Genomic DNA, 17,134 nt, shown 5'->3' with positions numbered 1-17,134 from the left:
GTTACTTATATCTCCCCCCGTGACCGGGGGGAGGAAGCGGGACTCACGCTTTAAGCTGAACGTGGCCGTCTTTTACCCGGGCGTCGAAACGGGCGATAGAGTGGCTGGCATCTTCCATACACAGGCCATCGCTCAGGCGGAAGCGCTGTTTTTTCAGCGGGCTGGCAACCCACAGGGCGCCGTCATGCTCGGCGATAATTCCGCGAGACAGTACGCTGGCGTTAAAGAACGGATCAATGTTGCTGATGGCGAACACCCTGTCGTCATGATAGGGACGGAAGATCGCCACCTGCTGCTGACCGAGCAGGGCGCAGACGCCGGTGGCGGGCAGGATGTCGTCAATTTTGCAGATGTTTACCCACTGGCTCATGCTTTTTCCTCCACCAGAGTAACCGGGATACGCTCATATGGCGTGGCCGGGCGATGCTGGTCACGTTCCGGCACCACCTGAACGTTCGGGTCGCGCTGGTCGCTGTTGATAAAGTGTTTGAAGCGAGTCTGCGCCGCCGGGTTATTGACGGTCTCGGTCCACTCGCAGGCGAAGGCGGCGCGCAGCCGAGCCAGCTCCTCTTCCAGATGGTCGTTCAGACCGAGCTTGTCATCGATGATCACGCTGCGCAGATAGTCGATCCCGCCTTCCATGTTGTCCAGCCACGGCGCGGTGCGGGTCAGCTTATCGGCGGTGCGGATGTAGAACATCATAAAGCGGTCGAGATACGTAATCAGCGTCTCGCGATCGAGGTCCGCGGCCAGCAGATCGGCGTGGCGCGGCTTCATCCCCCCGTTACCGCATACGTACAGATTCCAGCCTTTCTCGGTGGCGATGATCCCGACGTCTTTGCCCTGGGCTTCCGCGCATTCGCGGGTACAGCCGGAGACGCCGAACTTCATTTTGTGCGGGGTGCGGATGCCTTTGTAGCGGTTTTCCAGTTCGACGCCGAAGCCGACGCTGTCGCCGACCCCGTAGCGGCACCAGGTGCTGCCGACGCAGGTTTTCGCCATCCGCAGCGCTTTGGCGTAGGCGTGGCCGGTTTCGAAGCCCGCTTCAATCAGCTGCCGCCAGATCTCCGGCAGGTCGTCTTTCTGCGCGCCAAACAGGCCGATGCGCTGGGAGCCGGTGATTTTGGTGTACAGATTGAATTCACGAGCGATACGGCCCACGGCGACCAGCCCTTCCGGGGTGATTTCGCCGCCCGCGGAGCGCGGAATGACCGAGTAGGTGCCATCTTTCTGGATGTTGGCGAGGAAGTTGTCGTTGGTGTCCTGCAGCGGCGTGTGCTGAGGCTTGAGGATGTACTCATTCCAGCAGGAGGCCAGCAGGGAGCCGACGGTTGGTTTACACACTTCACAGCCGTAGCCCTGGCCGTGTTTGGCCAGCAGTTCGTCGAAGGTTTTGATGCCTTCCACGCGGATCAGGTGGAACAGCTCCTGGCGGGAGTAAGCGAAGTGTTCGCACAGGTTGTTGTTGACCTCGATGCCCTGTTTCGCCAGCTCGGCGTTGAGCACCTGGGTGACCAGCGGGATACAGCCGCCGCAGCCGGTACCGGCCTTGGTTTCCGCTTTCAGCGCCGCGACGGTATGGCAGCCTTTGTTGATGGCGGCGATCAGGTCGCCTTTGCTGACGTCGAAGCAGGAGCAGATTTGCGCGCTGTCCGGCAGTTTATCGACGCCGATCGACGGCTTGCCGCTGCCGGCGTGGGCCGGGAGGATCAGCGAATCCGGATTCTCCGGCAGCTCGATGGCGTTGAGCACCAGCTGCAGCAGGTTGCCGTAGTCGCTGGTGTCGCCGACCAGCACCGCGCCGAGCAGGGTTTTGTTGTCGGCGCTGACGATCAGACGCTTATAAACTTCTTTGCTTTCGTCAAGATAGACGTAGCTGCGGGCGCCCGGCGTGCGGCCGTGGGCATCGCCGATGCCGCCCACGTCCACGCCCAGCAGCTTCAGCTTGGCGCTGAGGTCGGCGCCGGTGAAGCTGTTTTCACTGCCGAGGAGGTGATCGACGGCCACCTGGGCCATTTTATAACCCGGCGCGACGAGGCCATACACGCGGTTGTTCCAGCTGGCGCATTCGCCGATGGCATAGATATCCGGGTCGGAGGTCTGGCAGCTATCGTTGACCATGATGCCGCCGCGCTGGGCAACCGCCAGCCCACACTGGGTGGCCAGTTTATCGCGCGGGCGGATCCCGGTAGAGAAGACGATGAAATCGACCTGCAGCTCGCTACCGTCGGCGAAGCGCATGGTTTTGCGCGCCTCGATGCCCTGCTGAACGATCTCTTTGGTGTTTTTACTGGTGTGAACTTTCACGCCCATGCTTTCAATTTTGCGCCGCAGCTGCTCGCCGCCCATCTGGTCGAGCTGCTCGGCCATCAGCATCGGCGCGAACTCGATAACATGGGTTTCCACGCCGAGGTTTTTCAGCGCGCCTGCGGCTTCGAGGCCGAGCAGACCGCCGCCGACCACCGCGCCGCGTTTACTGCGACGGGCGCAGGATTCAATGGCGTTGAGATCTTCAATGGTGCGATAGACGAAGCAATCCTGGGTTTCCGCGCCTTTAATCGGCGGGATCCAGGGGTATGAGCCGGTCGCCATGATCAGCTTGTCGTAGAACACCGTGCGCCCGGCGCTGGAGTGGATCACCTTCTCCTGGCGGTTGATGGTGATGGCCCTTTCGCCGACCAGCACCTTGACGCCGTGTTTCTCATAGAAACCTTCGCGGACCAGCGACAGCTCTTCTGCGGTATGGTGGGAGAAATAAGACGACAGGTGGACACGGTCGTAGGCGATACGCGGCTCTTCACAGAACACGGTAATGTCGAATTGTCCGGCAGGCGCCTTATCAAGAAGCTCTTCGATAAAGCGATGGCCAACCATGCCGTTACCGATAATAGCGATTCTGACTTTGCTCATTTTTGCCTCGATTTCTTTTCTATTACCGCCTACCTTAACGATTCAGCCATCAGGCTTATTGATGCAAATCAATGACAACTTCACCTACCACTTAATGGGTATATAATTGATTTGTCTGTATTTTTCTAAGTTGTGGAAAACGCTGACTTTTCCTTTTTGCTGATTTTGTGTACAAGAATTGGGTGGGTCGCGATTGGGGTTGAGTAGAAAACAAGCCGTATTGAATGGAGAGGTTGATATGACAGCAGCGCCGCTTTGGTTGATTCAGAACGTACGCCTGGCAGACCGCGACGGCCTGTGGCAGATAGCGATAGATAAGGGGCGCTTTGGCGAGATCACGCCGATGGGGGAGGCGCGGGACGAAAGCTACGAAGTGTTAAACGCTCGCGGCGGGCTGGCGATCCCGCCTTTTATTGAGCCGCATATCCATCTGGATACCACCCAGACGGCCGGCGAGCCAAACTGGAACCAGTCCGGCACTCTGTTTGAGGGGATTGAGCGCTGGGCGGAGCGGAAAGCGCTGCTCAGCCATGAAGACGTTAAAGCCCGGGCGTGGAAAACCCTCAAGTGGCAGATCGCCAATGGCGTGCAGTTTGTCCGTACCCATGTCGATGTCTCCGATCCGACGTTGACGGCGCTGAAGGCGATGCTGGAGGTCAAACAGGAGGTGGCGCCATGGGTCGAGCTGCAGATTGTCGCTTTTCCGCAGGAGGGGATCCTCTCTTACCCCAACGGCGAGGCGCTGCTGGAAGAGGCCCTGAAGCTGGGGGCGGATGTCGTTGGGGCGATCCCCCACTTTGAGTTCACCCGTGAATATGGGGTGGAATCGCTGCATATCGCTTTCCGGCTGGCGCGGAAATATGACCGCCCGCTGGATATTCACTGCGATGAAATTGACGACGAACAGTCGCGCTTTGTGGAAACCGTTGCCGCGCTGGCGTTAAAAGCGGGAATAGGGCCGCGGGTGACGGCCAGCCATACCACCGCCATGCACTCCTATAATGGCGCTTATACCTCGCGCTTGTTCCGCCTGCTTAAGCTCTCCGGCATCAATTTTGTCGCCAATCCGCTGGTCAATATTCATCTGCAGGGCCGGTTTGACGACTACCCGAAGCGACGAGGCATTACCCGGGTGAAGGAGCTGATGGCGGCGGGGATCAACGTTTGCTTTGGTCATGATGATGTCTTTGACCCGTGGTACCCGCTGGGGACCGGTAATATGCTGCAGGTCCTGCATATGGGGCTCCACGTTTGCCAGCTGATGGGCTACCAGCAAATTAACGACGGCCTGCAGCTTGTCACCGACAACAGCGCCCGCACGTTTGGCCTGACGGATTACGGCATCGTCAGCGGCAATCCGGCTAACCTAATCATTCTGCCGGCGGAGAATGGCTTTGAGGCGGTACGCTGCCAGGTGCCGGGGCGCTGGTCAATTCGCGAGGGAAGGGTGATTGCGACCACCCAACTGGCGCAAACCTGGATCCAGACCGACCGCGGTGGCGAGGAGCTTTCTTTTATGAGAAACAGCCCCCTTGCGGACGCAAAGGGGCCGAAGGCTTAGTGAGACGCCGCCTGAGCGTTGTTCTGGCGGTGACGGGAGACGAAGCCAAGGATAAAGCACATCACGAACACCACGGCGTAGAGGCCGTTAGCGGTGTGCAGCGCGGCCAGCGGACCGCTGGCCGCCACAATCGGGCCGGTGACCACGAAAGTCAGCATGGTGCCGATGGTGCCGCAGGTGAGGATAAAGTTCACCAGCTTTGGTGAAGCGACTTTAGTTTGCTGCGAACCGAGCGTAATGATCGAGGTGTAGATGGCGCTGGAGAAGAAGCCCAGGGTCAGAATAAACCACGGCATATGCTCCGGCGAACCATTGATAAACAGGTACATCAGCACCGTCGCGAGGCCGGCGAGGACGGTTAAGATGCGCTGCAGGTCGAAGAAGCGCAGGATAAAGCTGAATGACCACATGCCGATCATGTAGGACATCCAGAAATCGCTCACCAGCTTACCGGCATCGCCGAGGCTCATGCCAAGGCTCTTGGCATATTCCGGTACCCAGGAGATAAAGCCCAGCTGACCGAGGATATAGCACAGCGCCGCGACGGAGAGGAACAGCACGCCGATGCCCCACTTCTCTTTCACCACCGGCTGGCTGTTTTCGCTCTGCGCTTTTTTGCCGAGTACCGGGAAGTCACAGCCGAATGTCAGGACGAAAATAGCGACATACACCAGACCGATACAGGCGTAGACCCAGTACCACTCGATGCTGCGCGCCAGCAGGACCGCGGCGACCATCGGGAAAATCATTCCCGCCATGCTAAAAAAGGAGTCGGTAAACAGCAGACGTGCCCCGCGCTGACGGCCTTCATACATATGGGTGATCAGGAAGGTCCCGATCGACATGGTGATCCCGCTCACCAGGCCGAGAACGAACATTGATGCGGAGAACAGCGCCAGGCTGTGGCTGAGCATCAGGCCGGCCACCGCCAGCACCATCAAAATAAAGCCAAAACGCAGCTGAGTTTTCAGCGGCACGATCTCCATCAGCCAGGCATTGAGGAAGATGGAGATCAGAATACCGGCGTTCAGAAAGGTAAAGGTGTTGCTCATACTGGAAACGGGCAGATGGAAATAATCCGCAATGTTACCCATCACCATCCCGGTGACGATCACCAACGCGCCGGTCAGGGCGTAGGAGAAGAAGCTGATCCATGTGAGCTTAATACGGTTGCTGTTAGTCATGACTGGCCTGTGAATAGAAAGGTAAAGCGCGTTGACGCCGCGCCGGGCGGACAGATTTTAGTCGTTCAGGTGATGTAATTAAATGTTTATTGTGAAATACGTTATCTTTTGCATGTTTTAATGTGACTTGAATCACGTTTTTTCGACGCGGGGAGAACGTTTGCGCGGTTACAATTATTACAGCTAAGTAAAATTTGGTAAAAGGCTGGCCCAGGATGCAAAGGCTCTTTAGAATCAAGGCACTCGCTTTTATTCTGCTCCGTTAAGGATTTTCCATGCTCAAATCAACACTGGCGGCGATGGCTGCCGTTTTCGCCATTTCAGCGTTCTCCCCGGCCATGGCGGCAAAGGGCGACCCGCATGTGCTGCTGACCACCTCGGCAGGTAACATTGAGCTTGAGTTAAACAGCCAGAAAGCCCCGATTTCCGTGGATAACTTCCTGAAGTACGTTAACAGCGGCTTCTACAACAACACTACCTTCCATCGCGTGATCCCGGGATTCATGGTGCAGGGCGGCGGCTTTAACGAGCAGATGCAGCAGAAACAGCCTAACCCGCCGATCAAAAATGAAGCAGACAACGGCCTGCGCAACACCCGCGGCACCATCGCCATGGCGCGTACCGCCGATCAGGATAGCGCCACCAGCCAGTTCTTCATCAACGTGGCGGATAACGCCTTCCTCGACCATGGCCAGCGCGACTTTGGCTATGCGGTGTTTGGCAAGGTAGTGAAAGGCATGGACGTTGCGGATAAGATTTCCCAGGTTCAGACCCATAACGTCGGCCCATACCAGAATGTGCCGACTAAACCGGTCGTTATCCTCTCTGCGAAAGTGCTGCCCTAATCCTCCCACGGCGCGGTAGTCTATCGCCGCGCCGGTTGCCTCCCGGCATAACCTGTAATTGCTGCTTATACTTGTGGCACACAGGGGACGATAAGGGGGCGACGATGCGTCCACTCACCGATAAGCAAAAATCCCGACTCTGGGAACAGACACGTAATAGCAATTTTCAGGCCAGCCGTCGCCTCGAAGGCGTATCGGTGCCACTGGTTACGCTGACTGCCGAGGAGGCGCAGGCGCGCCTCGCGACGCTGCGGAGGGAGTATGAGCGATAAATTTGGCGATGAACGCGATCCTTACCTCTATCCGGCCCTGAACGTCCTGCGCAACCGCCTCGGCATCCGCCAGGCCAACACTCTGCAGCAGGCTGCCCTGGAGATGACGTCGCTGCGGGCGGCTACCCTGCCGCTGGGGCCGCGGGTGCGCGGCTTACCCTATCTGTGCGCTATTCATCATCAGCTGTATCAGGATCTGTTTGACTGGGCGGGTAGGCTGCGTGAAGTGAACCTCTACCTGGGCGATACGCCGTTCTGTCACTTTGCCCGCATCGAAGAGGAAGGGAACGCCCTGATGCAGGCCCTGGAGCAGGAGGATTATCTCTGCGGCCTGCCGCGGGATACCTTTATCGAACGCCTGAGCTGGTTCTATGGTGAAATTAATGTGCTGCACCCTTTTCGTCTCGGCAATGGCCTGACCCAGCGCATTTTCTTTGAACAGCTGGCGATACATGCCGGCTACCTTCTTGACTGGCGTGATGTCGATCCTGCCGCCTGGAACACCGCCTGCCAGCAGGGCGCGATGGGCGATCCGGACCCGCTGGCGGCGATCTTTCGCAAAGTGGTAAGCGAAGCGCGGGAATCTGAGTAGAATAGCCCGGTTTGATTGTTCCGGAGCCGCTATGATCCTGCTTATCGATAACTATGACTCTTTCACCTGGAATCTGTATCAGTACTTTTGCGAACTGGGGGCGGAAGTGCTGGTCAGGCGCAACGATGCGTTGACGCTGGAGGAGATAGCGTCGCTGGCGCCGGAGAAGATGGTGATTTCGCCCGGTCCCTGTACGCCGGATGAAGCGGGGATTTCCCTCTCAGTAATCCGTCACTATGCAGGGAAAACGCCGCTGCTGGGCGTCTGCCTCGGGCATCAGGCGATAGCCCAGGCGTTTGGCGCGACCATTGTGCGGGCGGCGCAGGTGATGCATGGAAAAACTTCGCTTATCGAGCATAACGGCGAAGGGGTGTTTCAGGAGCTGAATAATCCTCTGACGGTGACCCGCTATCATTCGCTGGTGATTGACCCGCCGACGCTGCCGCCTGAGTTTATCGTCACCGCCCGCAGCGCCAGCGGTGAGATTATGGGGATCCGTCATCGCGACTGGGATCTCGAGGGCGTGCAGTTCCATCCGGAAAGCATCCTTAGCGAACAGGGCCATCAATTGCTGGCGAACTTTATAAAGCGGTGATTTCGGTTGCCATTGACTGACTTTTTATGCATATTTTGTGATTATATTATCATAATCATATCTGCATAACGAAGAGGGATGGGCAAGACATGGCAACTGAACAACCGGCAATCACCCGCGCCACATTCGATGAAGTTATTTTGCCAATTTATGCACCGGCAGAATTCATCCCGGTAAAGGGGAAAGGCAGCCGCGTCTGGGATCAGCAGGGCAAAGAGTATATTGATTTCGCCGGCGGTATCGCGGTGACGGCGCTGGGCCATTGCCACCCGGCGCTGGTGGCGGCGCTTCACGAGCAGGGCGAAACGCTGTGGCATACCAGCAACGTCTTTACCAATGAGCCAGCGCTGCGCCTGGGACGTAAGCTTGTCGATGCCACCTTCGCCGAGCGAGTGGTGTTTATGAACTCCGGTACCGAAGCCAATGAAACAGCCTTTAAGCTGGCGCGTCACTATGCGGTGACCCGCCATAGCCCATATAAAACCAAAATCATCGCCTTCCATAATGCCTTTCATGGCCGCTCTCTGTTTACCGTCTCGGTCGGCGGGCAGCCGAAGTACTCCGATGGTTTCGGCCCTAAACCGGCGGATATTGTCCATGTTCCCTTCAACGACCTGCAGGCGGTAAAAGCGGTGATGGATGACCACACCTGCGCGGTGGTGGTGGAGCCGATTCAGGGCGAAGGCGGCGTGACGGCAGCGACGCCGGCCTTCCTGCAGGGACTGCGCGAACTGTGCGATCAGCACCAGGCGCTGTTAGTCTTTGATGAAGTGCAGTGCGGAATGGGGCGTACCGGATCGCTGTTCGCCTACATGCACTATGGCGTAACCCCGGATATTCTCACCAGTGCCAAAGCGCTGGGCGGCGGTTTCCCGGTCAGCGCCATGTTGACCACCCACGAGATCGCCAGCGCCTTCCATGCCGGTTCCCATGGGTCAACCTACGGCGGCAACCCGCTGGCCTGCGCGGTCGCCAACGCCGCTTTCGATCTGATCAATACTCCGGCGGTGCTGGATGGCGTGAACGCGAAACGCGAACTGTTCGTCAAACACCTGCAGCAGCTGGATGCCGAGTTTGATCTGTTCAGTGATATTCGCGGGATGGGCCTGCTGATTGGCGCCGAACTTAAGCCGCAGCACAAGGGCCGCGCGCGCGATTTCCTCTATGCCGCTGCGGAAACCGGCGTCATGGTGCTTAACGCCGGGCCGGATGTGATGCGTTTTGTTCCCTCGCTGATCATCGAAGAGCAGGATATCGCCGAGGGGATGGCGCGCTTTGCCCAGGCCGTGGCAAAGGTGATTAACGGCTGATCTTCCGTAGCCAGATGCCATGATGCGGCCGCTGACGCCATGCTACGGACGAGATAGTGTGCATGGTGTTCAGATGGCCCAGAATGCGTTGCAGATGCTGCTCCAGGGTGCTCAACGGACCGATCGGCACCTCGCTTTCCGGTGACTCCATAATATTGACATCCCCTGTGCTGCCGGGGCCATCGCTGTCCAGCCGCTGCTGACAGCGCTGCAGGGCAATCTCACAGGATTCGAGATAGCGCTGGGCAAGATCCGGGGTGAGCATCGTATGCTCCCGGGCCAGGGTGGTCATGGCGTTGATATGTTCGACGATAAACTGGCTGTGCGTCACCCATAGCTTCATATCTTCCAGGTAGTGGGTATTGAACCCCGGCTCCTGCATCGCCTGATTCAGGGAGTTGTAGAGCGCGTTGTGCGCCTGATTAACGCGCATACGTTGATAGGCCAGCGCGGGCGCTTTGGGATCGGGGCTGAGGATCAGGCGAATCGCCTGCTGGTCGGCCTCCAGCGCATCGTGGGCGTTTTTTTTCAGCAGGCCGCTCTGCCACTGCGGCCACAGCCAGACCATCCCGCCGAAGGCGATCAGGCAGCCGATCAGCGTGTCGATCAGCCGGGCGATAATAAACTGTTCGCCGTTGAGCGTCAGCAGCTGCAGGGTATATACCGCCGTCACCGTAAAGCCCACCATCGCCCAGCCATAGTGTTTGCGGATAATCAGATAGCTGAGCAGTGTGATCAGCAGCATCCCGCTCAGGGTGTAGCTCTCCGGAACGTGAAAGTGCAAGGTCAGCCCGGCTATGATCAGGCCGGCGAGCGTCCCCGCCGCCCGGTGGACAATACGAACCCGCGTGGCGCCATAGCCATTCTGGGTAACAAAGAGCACCGTCATCAGGATCCAGTAGGGCTTCGGCAAATGCAGGGCGTTGCCCATCAGGCTGGCGATGCTCAGCATCACGCTGATGCGGGCGGCATTGCGCAGCGCGGGCGATTTCAGCGACAGATAGTTTTTTAGCGCGGGAAACAGCGGTAAACGACGCTCTTTGTCAGCCATCAGATCCCGGGCATATAGCGGGCGCTGGGTATGCAGCACCCGGGCGATGCGGCTGAAGTGCCAGGCGCAGAAGTGGCCGACCGGGTTGTCCGGATGCTGGCGGGCGATCTTTTCCAGGGCGCCGATCTGTTTATCCATCTGGAAGCGCTGCGGAAAGCGATGATAGAGCATGTCATCCGCCAGCACCCGCAGACGGGCGGCGACGGTCTGCGCGTTCCAGCGGATCACCGCTTCGGCATGGCTGCGTTCTACCAGTTTTTGCACCTCTTCCGGCTGATGCAGGCTGACCGAAATATGCTCCTGTAGATCCAGCCCCATCTGGAACGCCCGCAGAAGACGTTTGTGGTCGTTACGTTGGTTGGTGGCCAGCATATGCATCTGCTGATAGCACTGGGTGATTAAATCGACCACCTTCTGCTGGCGGATGAGCAGCGGCGGCAGGGCGGTCGAGGGATCGGTATGCTGGGTCAACAGGCTATATTTGGCTTCGCAATAATTGGCCAGTTCCCGGTAGAGCAGACTGAGCGACTCCCGCAGCGGCTGTTCACGCCACAGCCAGAACCAGAACCAGTTAAACACGCCGTACCATAGCGTGCCGAAGGCGTAGATCATCAGCGGCTCCCAGATGGGCATATTGCCCGCCAGGCTGAGGGTAAAAATGGCGGCGATCAGCGACGCGGGCAGCAGGCGCGCGTGCAGCGAACTGATCTCCGCGGTGACGCCGAGCAATAGCGCCAGGCCGCTGAGAATAAGCGGCAGGGGAATCGCCTGGGCGAGCAGCAGCTGCACCACCAGGCTGCATCCGGCAAACAGACAGCCGCCGATAATCAGACGTTTAAAAAAGCGCTTATGCGGGGTGTCGAGGCCGGCGATGTTGCAGCAGGCGGGGACTAAGGAGAACAGGAGCCCCTGCTGGAGATGGCCGAGCAGAAGACCGATGGCCACAGGCAGACACAGCACCAGCGTTTGCCGCAGTGCATAGTTAACTTCCGGGTGGTAAATCAGCCTGCGCCACATGAGGGAAAAACAAAAACGGCGTACTGCAGGAGCAATACGCCGCTTAGCAACTTAACGGGTACCGTAGACGACGATAGTTTTACCGTGGGCGGAAATCAGGTTCTGATCTTCCAGCATTTTCAAAATACGGCCAACGGTTTCACGAGAGCAGCCGACGATCTGACCAATTTCCTGACGGGTAATTTTAATTTGCATACCGTCCGGGTGGGTCATGGCATCGGGTTGCTTCGCCAGGTTCAGCAGCGTCTGGGCGATACGGCCCGTCACGTCGAGGAAGGCGAGGTTGCCCACTTTCTCAGACGTCACCTGCAGACGGCGAGCCATTTGCGAAGAGAGACGCATCAGAATGTCCGGGTTCACCTGGATCAGCTGACGGAATTTCTTATAAGAGATTTCGGCCACTTCACATGCGGTTTTCGCCCGTACCCAGGCGCTACGCTCCTGACCCTCTTCAAACAGGCCTAATTCACCGATGAAATCGCCCTGGTTGAGGTAGGAGAGGATCATCTCTTTACCTTCTTCATCCTTGATGAGTACAGCCACGGAGCCTTTAACGATGTAGTACAGCGTTTCTGCTTTCTCACCCTGGTGGATCAGCGTGCTCTTTGATGGGTACTTATGAATGTGGCAATGAGACAAGAACCATTCAAGGGTAGGGTCTGTTTGCGGTTTGCCAAGCACCATGCGCGGTTATCCTCTGTTATAAGCTATCTCCGGGCGCCGACACTACACGGCGTCCGGGCATGCAATCGTATTGTTTCCCTATACCTGGGAAGCTGGCTGATGATTTTTCGACAGCCCGTAATGTGAACTCCTCTGCATACATGCAGTACATCAATGTATTACTGTAGCATCCAGACTGTTTTAGCATAGCTTTCGCCGCATGTCTCCTGGTGTCTCGCTTCAGCATGACGCAGGTCGCCTTCCGTTGCGAGAATTGTTATGTGCGCGTAATCTGACAAGAATATTGCGATACTGGAGTTAAATTTTATGCAAGCGCGTGTGAAATGGGTTGAAGGGTTAACCTTTATCGGGGAGTCCGCGTCAGGACACCAGATTCTGATGGATGGCAACTCCGGGGATAAGGCGCCCAGCCCGATGGAGATGGTGCTGATGGCGGCGGGCGGTTGCAGTGCGATCGATGTGGTCTCCATTTTGCAAAAAGGTCGCAATGAGGTGACTAACTGCGAAGTGAAGCTGACCTCTGAACGCCGGGAAGAGGCGCCGCGCCTGTTCACGCATATTAATCTGCACTTTATCGTCACCGGTAAGGCGCTGAAAGATGCCGCGGTCTCCCGTGCGGTGGATCTGTCGGCAGAGAAATACTGCTCGGTGGCGCTGATGCTGGAAAAAGCGGTGAAGATCACCCACTCCTATGAAGTGATCGAGGCGTAGTCTTCGCCTGCTGTTGTGAATTTTCTTAACCCCGGCCTGGCCGGGGTTTCTTCTGTTAGCCGATCTTGCGGCCTTCCATCAGGCGTTCGACCAGCGGCGCCATAATAAGCTCCATCGCCAGCCCCATTTTACCGCCCGGCACCACCAGAGTGTTCATGTGCGAGATAAACGAGCCCTGTAGCATCGCCAGCAGCCAGGGGAAGTCGATGTTCTGCAGATTGCGGAAATGGATCACCACAAAGCTCTCGTCCAGAGAGGGGATCGCTTTCGCGGCAAACGGGTTGGAGGTGTCCACCGTCGGCACGCGCTGAAAGTTGATGTGGGTGCGGGAAAACTGCGGGGTGATGAAGTTGATGTAATCTTCCATCGATCGGACGACGGAGTCCATCACCGCCTCCCGGGAGTGGCCGCGCTCGCTGGTGTCGCGAATGAGTTTCTGTATCCACTCGAGATTAACGATAGGCACGACCCCGACCAGCAGGTCGACATGGCTGGCGACATCATGCTGCGGCGTGACAACCCCGCCGTGCAGCCCCTCATAGAACAGCACGTCCGTCGGCTCCGGCAGCGGCTGCCACGGGGTGAAGGTTCCCGGCACCTGATTCCACGGCACGGCTTCGTCATAGGTGTGGAGGTATTTACGCGACTGACCTTTGCCATGGCGGCCATAGTCGACAAAGGTCTGTTCCAGCAGACCGAAGTCGTTCGCCTCCGGGCCAAAGTAGCTGATATGTTTGCCCTGATCCCGCGCTTTGCGGATCGCCATGTCCATTTCCGGGCGGGTGTAGCGATGAAAGCTGTCGCCTTCCACCTCCGCAGCGTGCAGATTTAGCTGCGCGAAGATTTTGCGAAAGGCGAGGCTGGTGGTGGTAGTGCCCGCGCCGCTGGAGCCTGTGACGGCGATCACCGGATGTTTGGCAGACATAACAACTCCCTGGTTAAACGATGTAGTGGCGTCGCCTTAGCCGTTAAACAGGGCGCGCGGCATAATATTGACCGTCTCATGCAGTTCCGACCACACGAGGACTGCCTCTCCGCGTTTCAGCTGCTGTTTTACATCGGCGACTTTATCGGCAAGTGAACGTTCATGTTCACCATAATCGGTGCCTTCACGTAACACAAAGCTTTCAATCAGGTTATCCAGCGTTTCGGGATCCAGATCCTGCCAGGGAATAATCATACGGGAACCTCCAGCCAGCGGTTTAACCAGTCGGGAATGCGTCTTTCCAGCCACATCTCCGGTTTACGCAGGGTGCCGCCGACGAAGCCAACGTGGCCGCCTTGTTCAGTCAATTGATACTCGACGTTCGCCGGCAGTTGTTCCTGCGGGGGAATGGAATGGTGGTCCATAAACGGATCGTCTTTCGCGTGAATGATGAGCGTCGGCTTAGTGATATCGCTGAGCCGCGGCATGGCGCTGCATTGCCGGTAGTAATCCAGCGCATCGGCAAAGCCATGGATTTTGGCGGTGATCATATCGTCAAATTCCCGGATGCGGCGCATCCCTTTGAGCTGACGTAAATCGACGGGCAGCGAGCCAGGATACGCTTTCAGCTTGCGTGAGGCGTTGGCTTTTAACAGATTGAGCAGGTAGCGCTGATAAACCCGCGAGAAGCCCTTATCCATATGATAGCTGCAGGCTTCCAGCATGAAAGGCGCGGAGACGATCACCGCCGCATCCAGCGGGCAGCGGTCGCCTTCTTCTGCCAGCAGGCAGCCCAGCATATTGCCGCCCAGCGAATAGCCGACGGCGGCGGTCGGCGCGGGGCCAAACTCGCGCTGCAGCCAGTGCAGAAACCAGGTGCCATCTTCCGTTTCGCCGGAGTGATAGATGCGGTGATTGCGGTTAGGTTCGCCGCTGCAGCCGCGAAAATGCATGACTACGCCAAGCCAGCCGCGCTGCATCGCCGCGTGGATCAGTCCATGGGCATACGGGCTGTGCAGACTCCCTTCCAGACCATGAAAGACGACGAGGCGCGGCTTGTGGCACGCCTGGTGCGGGTCTTCGCTCCAGGCGAGATCGACAAAATCGCCGTCTGGCAGCTCAAGGCGCTGCCAGTGCGGGGTAAAGCGCAATTTACGGCGGATCAGCCGCGGCAGCATGGTTTGCAGATGACGATTGCCCGCGCCGCGCATGGGATGGAACTCACGCGAATCGTTTTCGGGGGGCGTCATGTCTGTGGGGATGATTTCAACCATAGCACCAGAATAATTAATAAACGTGATGATGACTATACCGCGCAGGGCGCGCAGGAGTTAGCCAATATGTGGTCTTGTGGCCAGTGACGCCAGGTTACACCACAACAAACCATTGATGTCACTGATGGCCAGACCGCGAGGGCGGGCAGAAATACACTCTGCCCGCGCCATAGTAGGCGCAGGCAGAATGATGACGCGGCGATTAGCCTTCCTGAAGCATGCGCTCCAGCTGCTCCTGTGCCTCCAGCCAGGCCATTTCGCACTCCTCCAGCCCGGATTTCGCGCTGGCCTGCTGCTGCAGGCATTCAGTCAGTTCTGCTTTACGCGAGGCGTCGTAGAGTTCGCTGTCGCCAAGTTTCTCTTCTGCACTGGCCAGCTGCGCGTTGAGCTTATCCATCTCTTTTTCCAGACGGGCGATCTCTTTGCGCAGCGGTTGGGTCTGGCTGCGTAGCTCCGCTTCCCGACGCTTCTGGTCTTTGCGCGCTTGCGCGCTGTTGCCGCTCTCTTTTGGCGCGTCGCCGCTCTGGGACTCCTGTTTTTGCGAGTCGCTGAGCCACTGCTGATAATCTTCCAGATCGCCGTCGAACGGTTCGACTTTGCCATCGTGGACAAGGTACAGATCGTCGGTGGTGGAGCGGATCAGGTGGCGATCGTGCGATACGACCACCAGCGCCCCTTCAAAGTCGATCAGCGCTTCGGTTAAAGCCTGACGCATATCGAGGTCGAGGTGGTTGGTCGGTTCGTCGAGCAGCAGCAGGTTAGGGCGCTGCCAGACGATCAGGGCCAGCACCAGACGCGCCTTTTCTCCACCGGAGAAGCGGCGGGTCTCTTCGCTGACCTTATCGCCCTGGAAACCAAAGCCGCCCAGATAATCGCGCAGCTTCTGCTCCAGCTCCTGCGGCGCCAGGCGCGCCAGATGCTGCAGCGGCGACTCATCGGCGCGCAGAAACTCCAGCTGATGCTGGGCGAAGTAGCCGAGCTTGATGCCTTTGGCGAGGCCGATCTCCCCGCTTACGGGCTGGAGTTCGCCAGCCAGGAGCTTAATCAGCGTCGATTTCCCGGCGCCGTTGCGGCCCAGCAGGCCGATACGCGACCCCGGCACCAGATTGAGCTTGATGGAGTCGAGGATAATACGCTCGCCATAGCCGGCGCTGACTTTCTCCATCTTCAGCAGCGGGTTAGGCAGGCTCTCCGGCTGGCGGAAGCTGAAGTGGAACGGGTTATCCACGTGCGCCGGGGCGATGAGCTCCATCCGCTCCAGCATTTTAATACGGCTCTGCGCCTGCTTGGCTTTGGTGGCTTTGGCGCGGAAGCGATCGATATAGCTTTGCAGATGCGCGACACGCTGCTGCTGGCTTTCGTACATCGCCTGCTGCTGAGCGAGACGGGTGGCGCGCTGCACTTCAAACGAACTGTAGTTGCCGGTGTACTCAAACATCGTCTGCTGTTCGATGTGGATAATTTTGTCGACGATAGGATCGAGGAAATCGCGATCGTGGGAGATCAGGATCAGCGTCCCCGTGTAGCCCTTCAGCCACTTCTCCAGCCAGATCACCGCATCAAGGTCGAGGTGGTTAGTCGGTTCATCGAGCAGCAGCAGATCGGAGCGGCAGATCAGCGCCTGCGCGAGATTAAGGCGCATACGCCAGCCGCCGGAAAAATCGCTGACTGGCCGCTCAAGCTGTTCATTGCTGAAACCCAGGCCGTGCAGCAGGCTGGCGGCGCGGGAGCGGATGGTCCAGGCGTCGATGGCGTCCAGCTTGCCGTGGACGGTGGCGATGGCATGGCCGTCGTTGCGCTCGTTAGCCTGCTGGAGCGCGGCTTCCAGCTGGCGATATTCACGATCGCCGTCAATGACATAATCGATTGCCGGCTGCGGCAGGGCCGGGGTTTCCTGATTCACCCAAGCCAGCTGCCAGTTGCCGGGAAAGGTCATACTGCCGCCGTCAGCGCTTATCTCGTTTTTCAAAAGCGATAGCAGCGTCGATTTCCCGCAGCCGTTTTTCCCCACCAGACCGACCTTCTGGCCAGGGTTGATGGTAGCGGTGGCGTTGTCCAGCAGGACGCGTACGCCGCGACGAATTTGTAACGAGGAGAAAACAATCATAAGGCGCCGTATGTTCAGACTATGTTAATTTGTCATTATGATAATGTAGTTTGGAAGCGAATCGCTTCACCGGGCCGCCATGGTAGCCCAAAACGA

Annotated in this window: 16 protein-coding genes; 7 read left to right on the top strand and 9 right to left on the bottom strand. The window is 58.0% G+C overall.

The features are described from left to right. Positions 1-43: 43 nt before the first annotated feature. A complete protein-coding gene (gene nirD, locus CE636_RS13100; protein ID WP_004202186.1) occupies positions 44-370 on the bottom strand; it encodes a nitrite reductase small subunit NirD in 327 nt (108 codons plus the stop codon). Beyond that, positions 367-2,910, bottom strand: coding sequence for a nitrite reductase large subunit NirB (gene nirB, locus CE636_RS13095; RefSeq protein WP_017899950.1), 2,544 nt, complete (start codon positions 2,908-2,910; stop codon positions 367-369). Before nirB ends, nirD begins: the two co-directional genes overlap by 4 nt. A 238-nt stretch (positions 2,911-3,148) precedes the next feature. Here nirB and CE636_RS13090 point away from each other — a divergent pair, with 238 nt between their 5' ends. Further along, positions 3,149-4,471 carry a cytosine deaminase gene (locus tag CE636_RS13090; protein WP_017899949.1) on the top strand — a complete coding sequence of 441 codons (1,323 nt, stop codon included), beginning with the start codon at positions 3,149-3,151 and terminating at the stop codon, positions 4,469-4,471. Here CE636_RS13090 and tsgA read toward each other — a convergent pair. Next, entirely contained in the window at positions 4,468-5,655 is a 1,188-nt protein-coding gene (tsgA, locus tag CE636_RS13085) for an MFS transporter TsgA (protein WP_004202192.1), read from the bottom strand. The genes CE636_RS13090 and tsgA overlap by 4 nt on opposite strands. Positions 5,656-5,930: 275 nt before the next feature. On the opposite strand from tsgA, the gene ppiA reads away from it, so the two are divergent. The 5 genes from ppiA (at position 5,931) to argD (ending at position 9,269) form a co-directional block, all read left to right on the top strand. Then, on the top strand, positions 5,931-6,500 hold the full coding sequence (gene ppiA / locus CE636_RS13080) for a peptidylprolyl isomerase A (protein ID WP_002920238.1): 570 nt from the start codon (positions 5,931-5,933) through the stop codon (positions 6,498-6,500). A gap of 104 nt (positions 6,501-6,604) precedes the next feature. Further along, positions 6,605-6,772: a YhfG family protein gene (locus CE636_RS13075; RefSeq protein WP_004202194.1), complete on the top strand. Its 168-nt coding sequence runs from the start codon at positions 6,605-6,607 to the stop codon at positions 6,770-6,772. Continuing rightward, positions 6,762-7,364, top strand: a complete 603-nt coding sequence (locus CE636_RS13070) for a putative adenosine monophosphate-protein transferase Fic (protein ID WP_017899948.1) — start codon at positions 6,762-6,764, stop codon at positions 7,362-7,364. The genes CE636_RS13075 and CE636_RS13070 overlap by 11 nt, the downstream gene beginning before the upstream one ends. Positions 7,365-7,395: 31 nt before the next feature. Continuing rightward, the gene (gene pabA, locus CE636_RS13065) at positions 7,396-7,959 is read left to right on the top strand and encodes an aminodeoxychorismate synthase component 2 (protein ID WP_004202196.1); all 564 of its coding nucleotides are present in this window, start codon (positions 7,396-7,398) and stop codon (positions 7,957-7,959) included. 89 nt (positions 7,960-8,048) lie between these two features. Continuing rightward, entirely contained in the window at positions 8,049-9,269 is a 1,221-nt protein-coding gene (gene argD / locus CE636_RS13060) for a bifunctional acetylornithine/succinyldiaminopimelate transaminase (protein WP_017899947.1), read from the top strand. On the opposite strand, the gene CE636_RS13055 is transcribed toward argD, so the two are convergent. Next, the gene (locus CE636_RS13055; protein ID WP_017899946.1) at positions 9,259-11,337 is read right to left on the bottom strand and encodes a YccS/YhfK family putative transporter; all 2,079 of its coding nucleotides are present in this window, start codon (positions 11,335-11,337) and stop codon (positions 9,259-9,261) included. The two genes, argD and CE636_RS13055, sit on opposite strands and share 11 nt — an antisense overlap. 51 nt (positions 11,338-11,388) lie before the next feature. Next, complete coding sequence (crp, locus tag CE636_RS13050; protein ID WP_000242758.1) at positions 11,389-12,021, bottom strand: cAMP-activated global transcriptional regulator CRP; 633 nt, start codon at positions 12,019-12,021, stop codon at positions 11,389-11,391. A 306-nt stretch (positions 12,022-12,327) separates the two neighbouring features. Between crp and CE636_RS13045 the strand changes: the two genes are divergently transcribed. Beyond that, the gene (locus tag CE636_RS13045) at positions 12,328-12,732 is read left to right on the top strand and encodes an OsmC family protein (RefSeq protein WP_017899945.1); all 405 of its coding nucleotides are present in this window, start codon (positions 12,328-12,330) and stop codon (positions 12,730-12,732) included. Positions 12,733-12,787: 55 nt separating this feature from the next. On the opposite strand, the gene CE636_RS13040 is transcribed toward CE636_RS13045, so the two are convergent. The 4 genes from CE636_RS13040 to CE636_RS13020 form a co-directional block, all read right to left on the bottom strand. Continuing rightward, positions 12,788-13,657 carry a phosphoribulokinase gene (locus tag CE636_RS13040; protein WP_004202201.1) on the bottom strand — a complete coding sequence of 290 codons (870 nt, stop codon included), beginning with the start codon at positions 13,655-13,657 and terminating at the stop codon, positions 12,788-12,790. Positions 13,658-13,693: 36 nt separating this feature from the next. After that, positions 13,694-13,912 (bottom strand): YheU family protein, encoded by a 219-nt coding sequence (locus tag CE636_RS13035; protein ID WP_002920151.1) that lies wholly within the window; start codon positions 13,910-13,912, stop codon positions 13,694-13,696. After that, entirely contained in the window at positions 13,909-14,907 is a 999-nt protein-coding gene (locus CE636_RS13030) for a hydrolase (protein ID WP_072206932.1), read from the bottom strand. Before CE636_RS13030 ends, CE636_RS13035 begins: the two co-directional genes overlap by 4 nt. A 226-nt stretch (positions 14,908-15,133) precedes the next feature. Further along, positions 15,134-17,038, bottom strand: a complete 1,905-nt coding sequence (locus CE636_RS13020) for an ABC transporter ATP-binding protein (RefSeq protein ID WP_017899944.1) — start codon at positions 17,036-17,038, stop codon at positions 15,134-15,136. Positions 17,039-17,134 lie beyond the last annotated feature (96 nt).

Source organism: Klebsiella sp. LY (assembly GCF_004010915.1).
In the GTDB taxonomy this organism is placed as follows: Bacteria; Pseudomonadota; Gammaproteobacteria; order Enterobacterales; family Enterobacteriaceae; genus Klebsiella; species Klebsiella quasipneumoniae.
The sequence above is the reverse complement of the archived record's forward strand: the minus strand, read 5'-3'. Positions and strand labels throughout refer to the sequence as shown.

What these genes read in the sequence shown, in the direction of transcription:
- nirD (WP_004202186.1), bottom strand. Translation starts at nt 370, where the DNA reads ATGAGCCAGTGGGTAAACATCTGCAAAATTGACGACATCCTGCCCGCC.
- nirB (WP_017899950.1), bottom strand. Translation starts at nt 2,910, where the DNA reads ATGAGCAAAGTCAGAATCGCTATTATCGGTAACGGCATGGTTGGCCAT.
- CE636_RS13090 (WP_017899949.1), top strand. Translation starts at nt 3,149, where the DNA reads ATGACAGCAGCGCCGCTTTGGTTGATTCAGAACGTACGCCTGGCAGAC.
- tsgA (WP_004202192.1), bottom strand. Translation starts at nt 5,655, where the DNA reads ATGACTAACAGCAACCGTATTAAGCTCACATGGATCAGCTTCTTCTCC.
- ppiA (WP_002920238.1), top strand. Translation starts at nt 5,931, where the DNA reads ATGCTCAAATCAACACTGGCGGCGATGGCTGCCGTTTTCGCCATTTCA.
- CE636_RS13075 (WP_004202194.1), top strand. Translation starts at nt 6,605, where the DNA reads ATGCGTCCACTCACCGATAAGCAAAAATCCCGACTCTGGGAACAGACA.
- CE636_RS13070 (WP_017899948.1), top strand. Translation starts at nt 6,762, where the DNA reads ATGAGCGATAAATTTGGCGATGAACGCGATCCTTACCTCTATCCGGCC.
- pabA (WP_004202196.1), top strand. Translation starts at nt 7,396, where the DNA reads ATGATCCTGCTTATCGATAACTATGACTCTTTCACCTGGAATCTGTAT.
- argD (WP_017899947.1), top strand. Translation starts at nt 8,049, where the DNA reads ATGGCAACTGAACAACCGGCAATCACCCGCGCCACATTCGATGAAGTT.
- CE636_RS13055 (WP_017899946.1), bottom strand. Translation starts at nt 11,337, where the DNA reads ATGTGGCGCAGGCTGATTTACCACCCGGAAGTTAACTATGCACTGCGG.
- crp (WP_000242758.1), bottom strand. Translation starts at nt 12,021, where the DNA reads ATGGTGCTTGGCAAACCGCAAACAGACCCTACCCTTGAATGGTTCTTG.
- CE636_RS13045 (WP_017899945.1), top strand. Translation starts at nt 12,328, where the DNA reads ATGCAAGCGCGTGTGAAATGGGTTGAAGGGTTAACCTTTATCGGGGAG.
- CE636_RS13040 (WP_004202201.1), bottom strand. Translation starts at nt 13,657, where the DNA reads ATGTCTGCCAAACATCCGGTGATCGCCGTCACAGGCTCCAGCGGCGCG.
- CE636_RS13035 (WP_002920151.1), bottom strand. Translation starts at nt 13,912, where the DNA reads ATGATTATTCCCTGGCAGGATCTGGATCCCGAAACGCTGGATAACCTG.
- CE636_RS13030 (WP_072206932.1), bottom strand. Translation starts at nt 14,907, where the DNA reads ATGACGCCCCCCGAAAACGATTCGCGTGAGTTCCATCCCATGCGCGGC.
- CE636_RS13020 (WP_017899944.1), bottom strand. Translation starts at nt 17,038, where the DNA reads ATGATTGTTTTCTCCTCGTTACAAATTCGTCGCGGCGTACGCGTCCTG.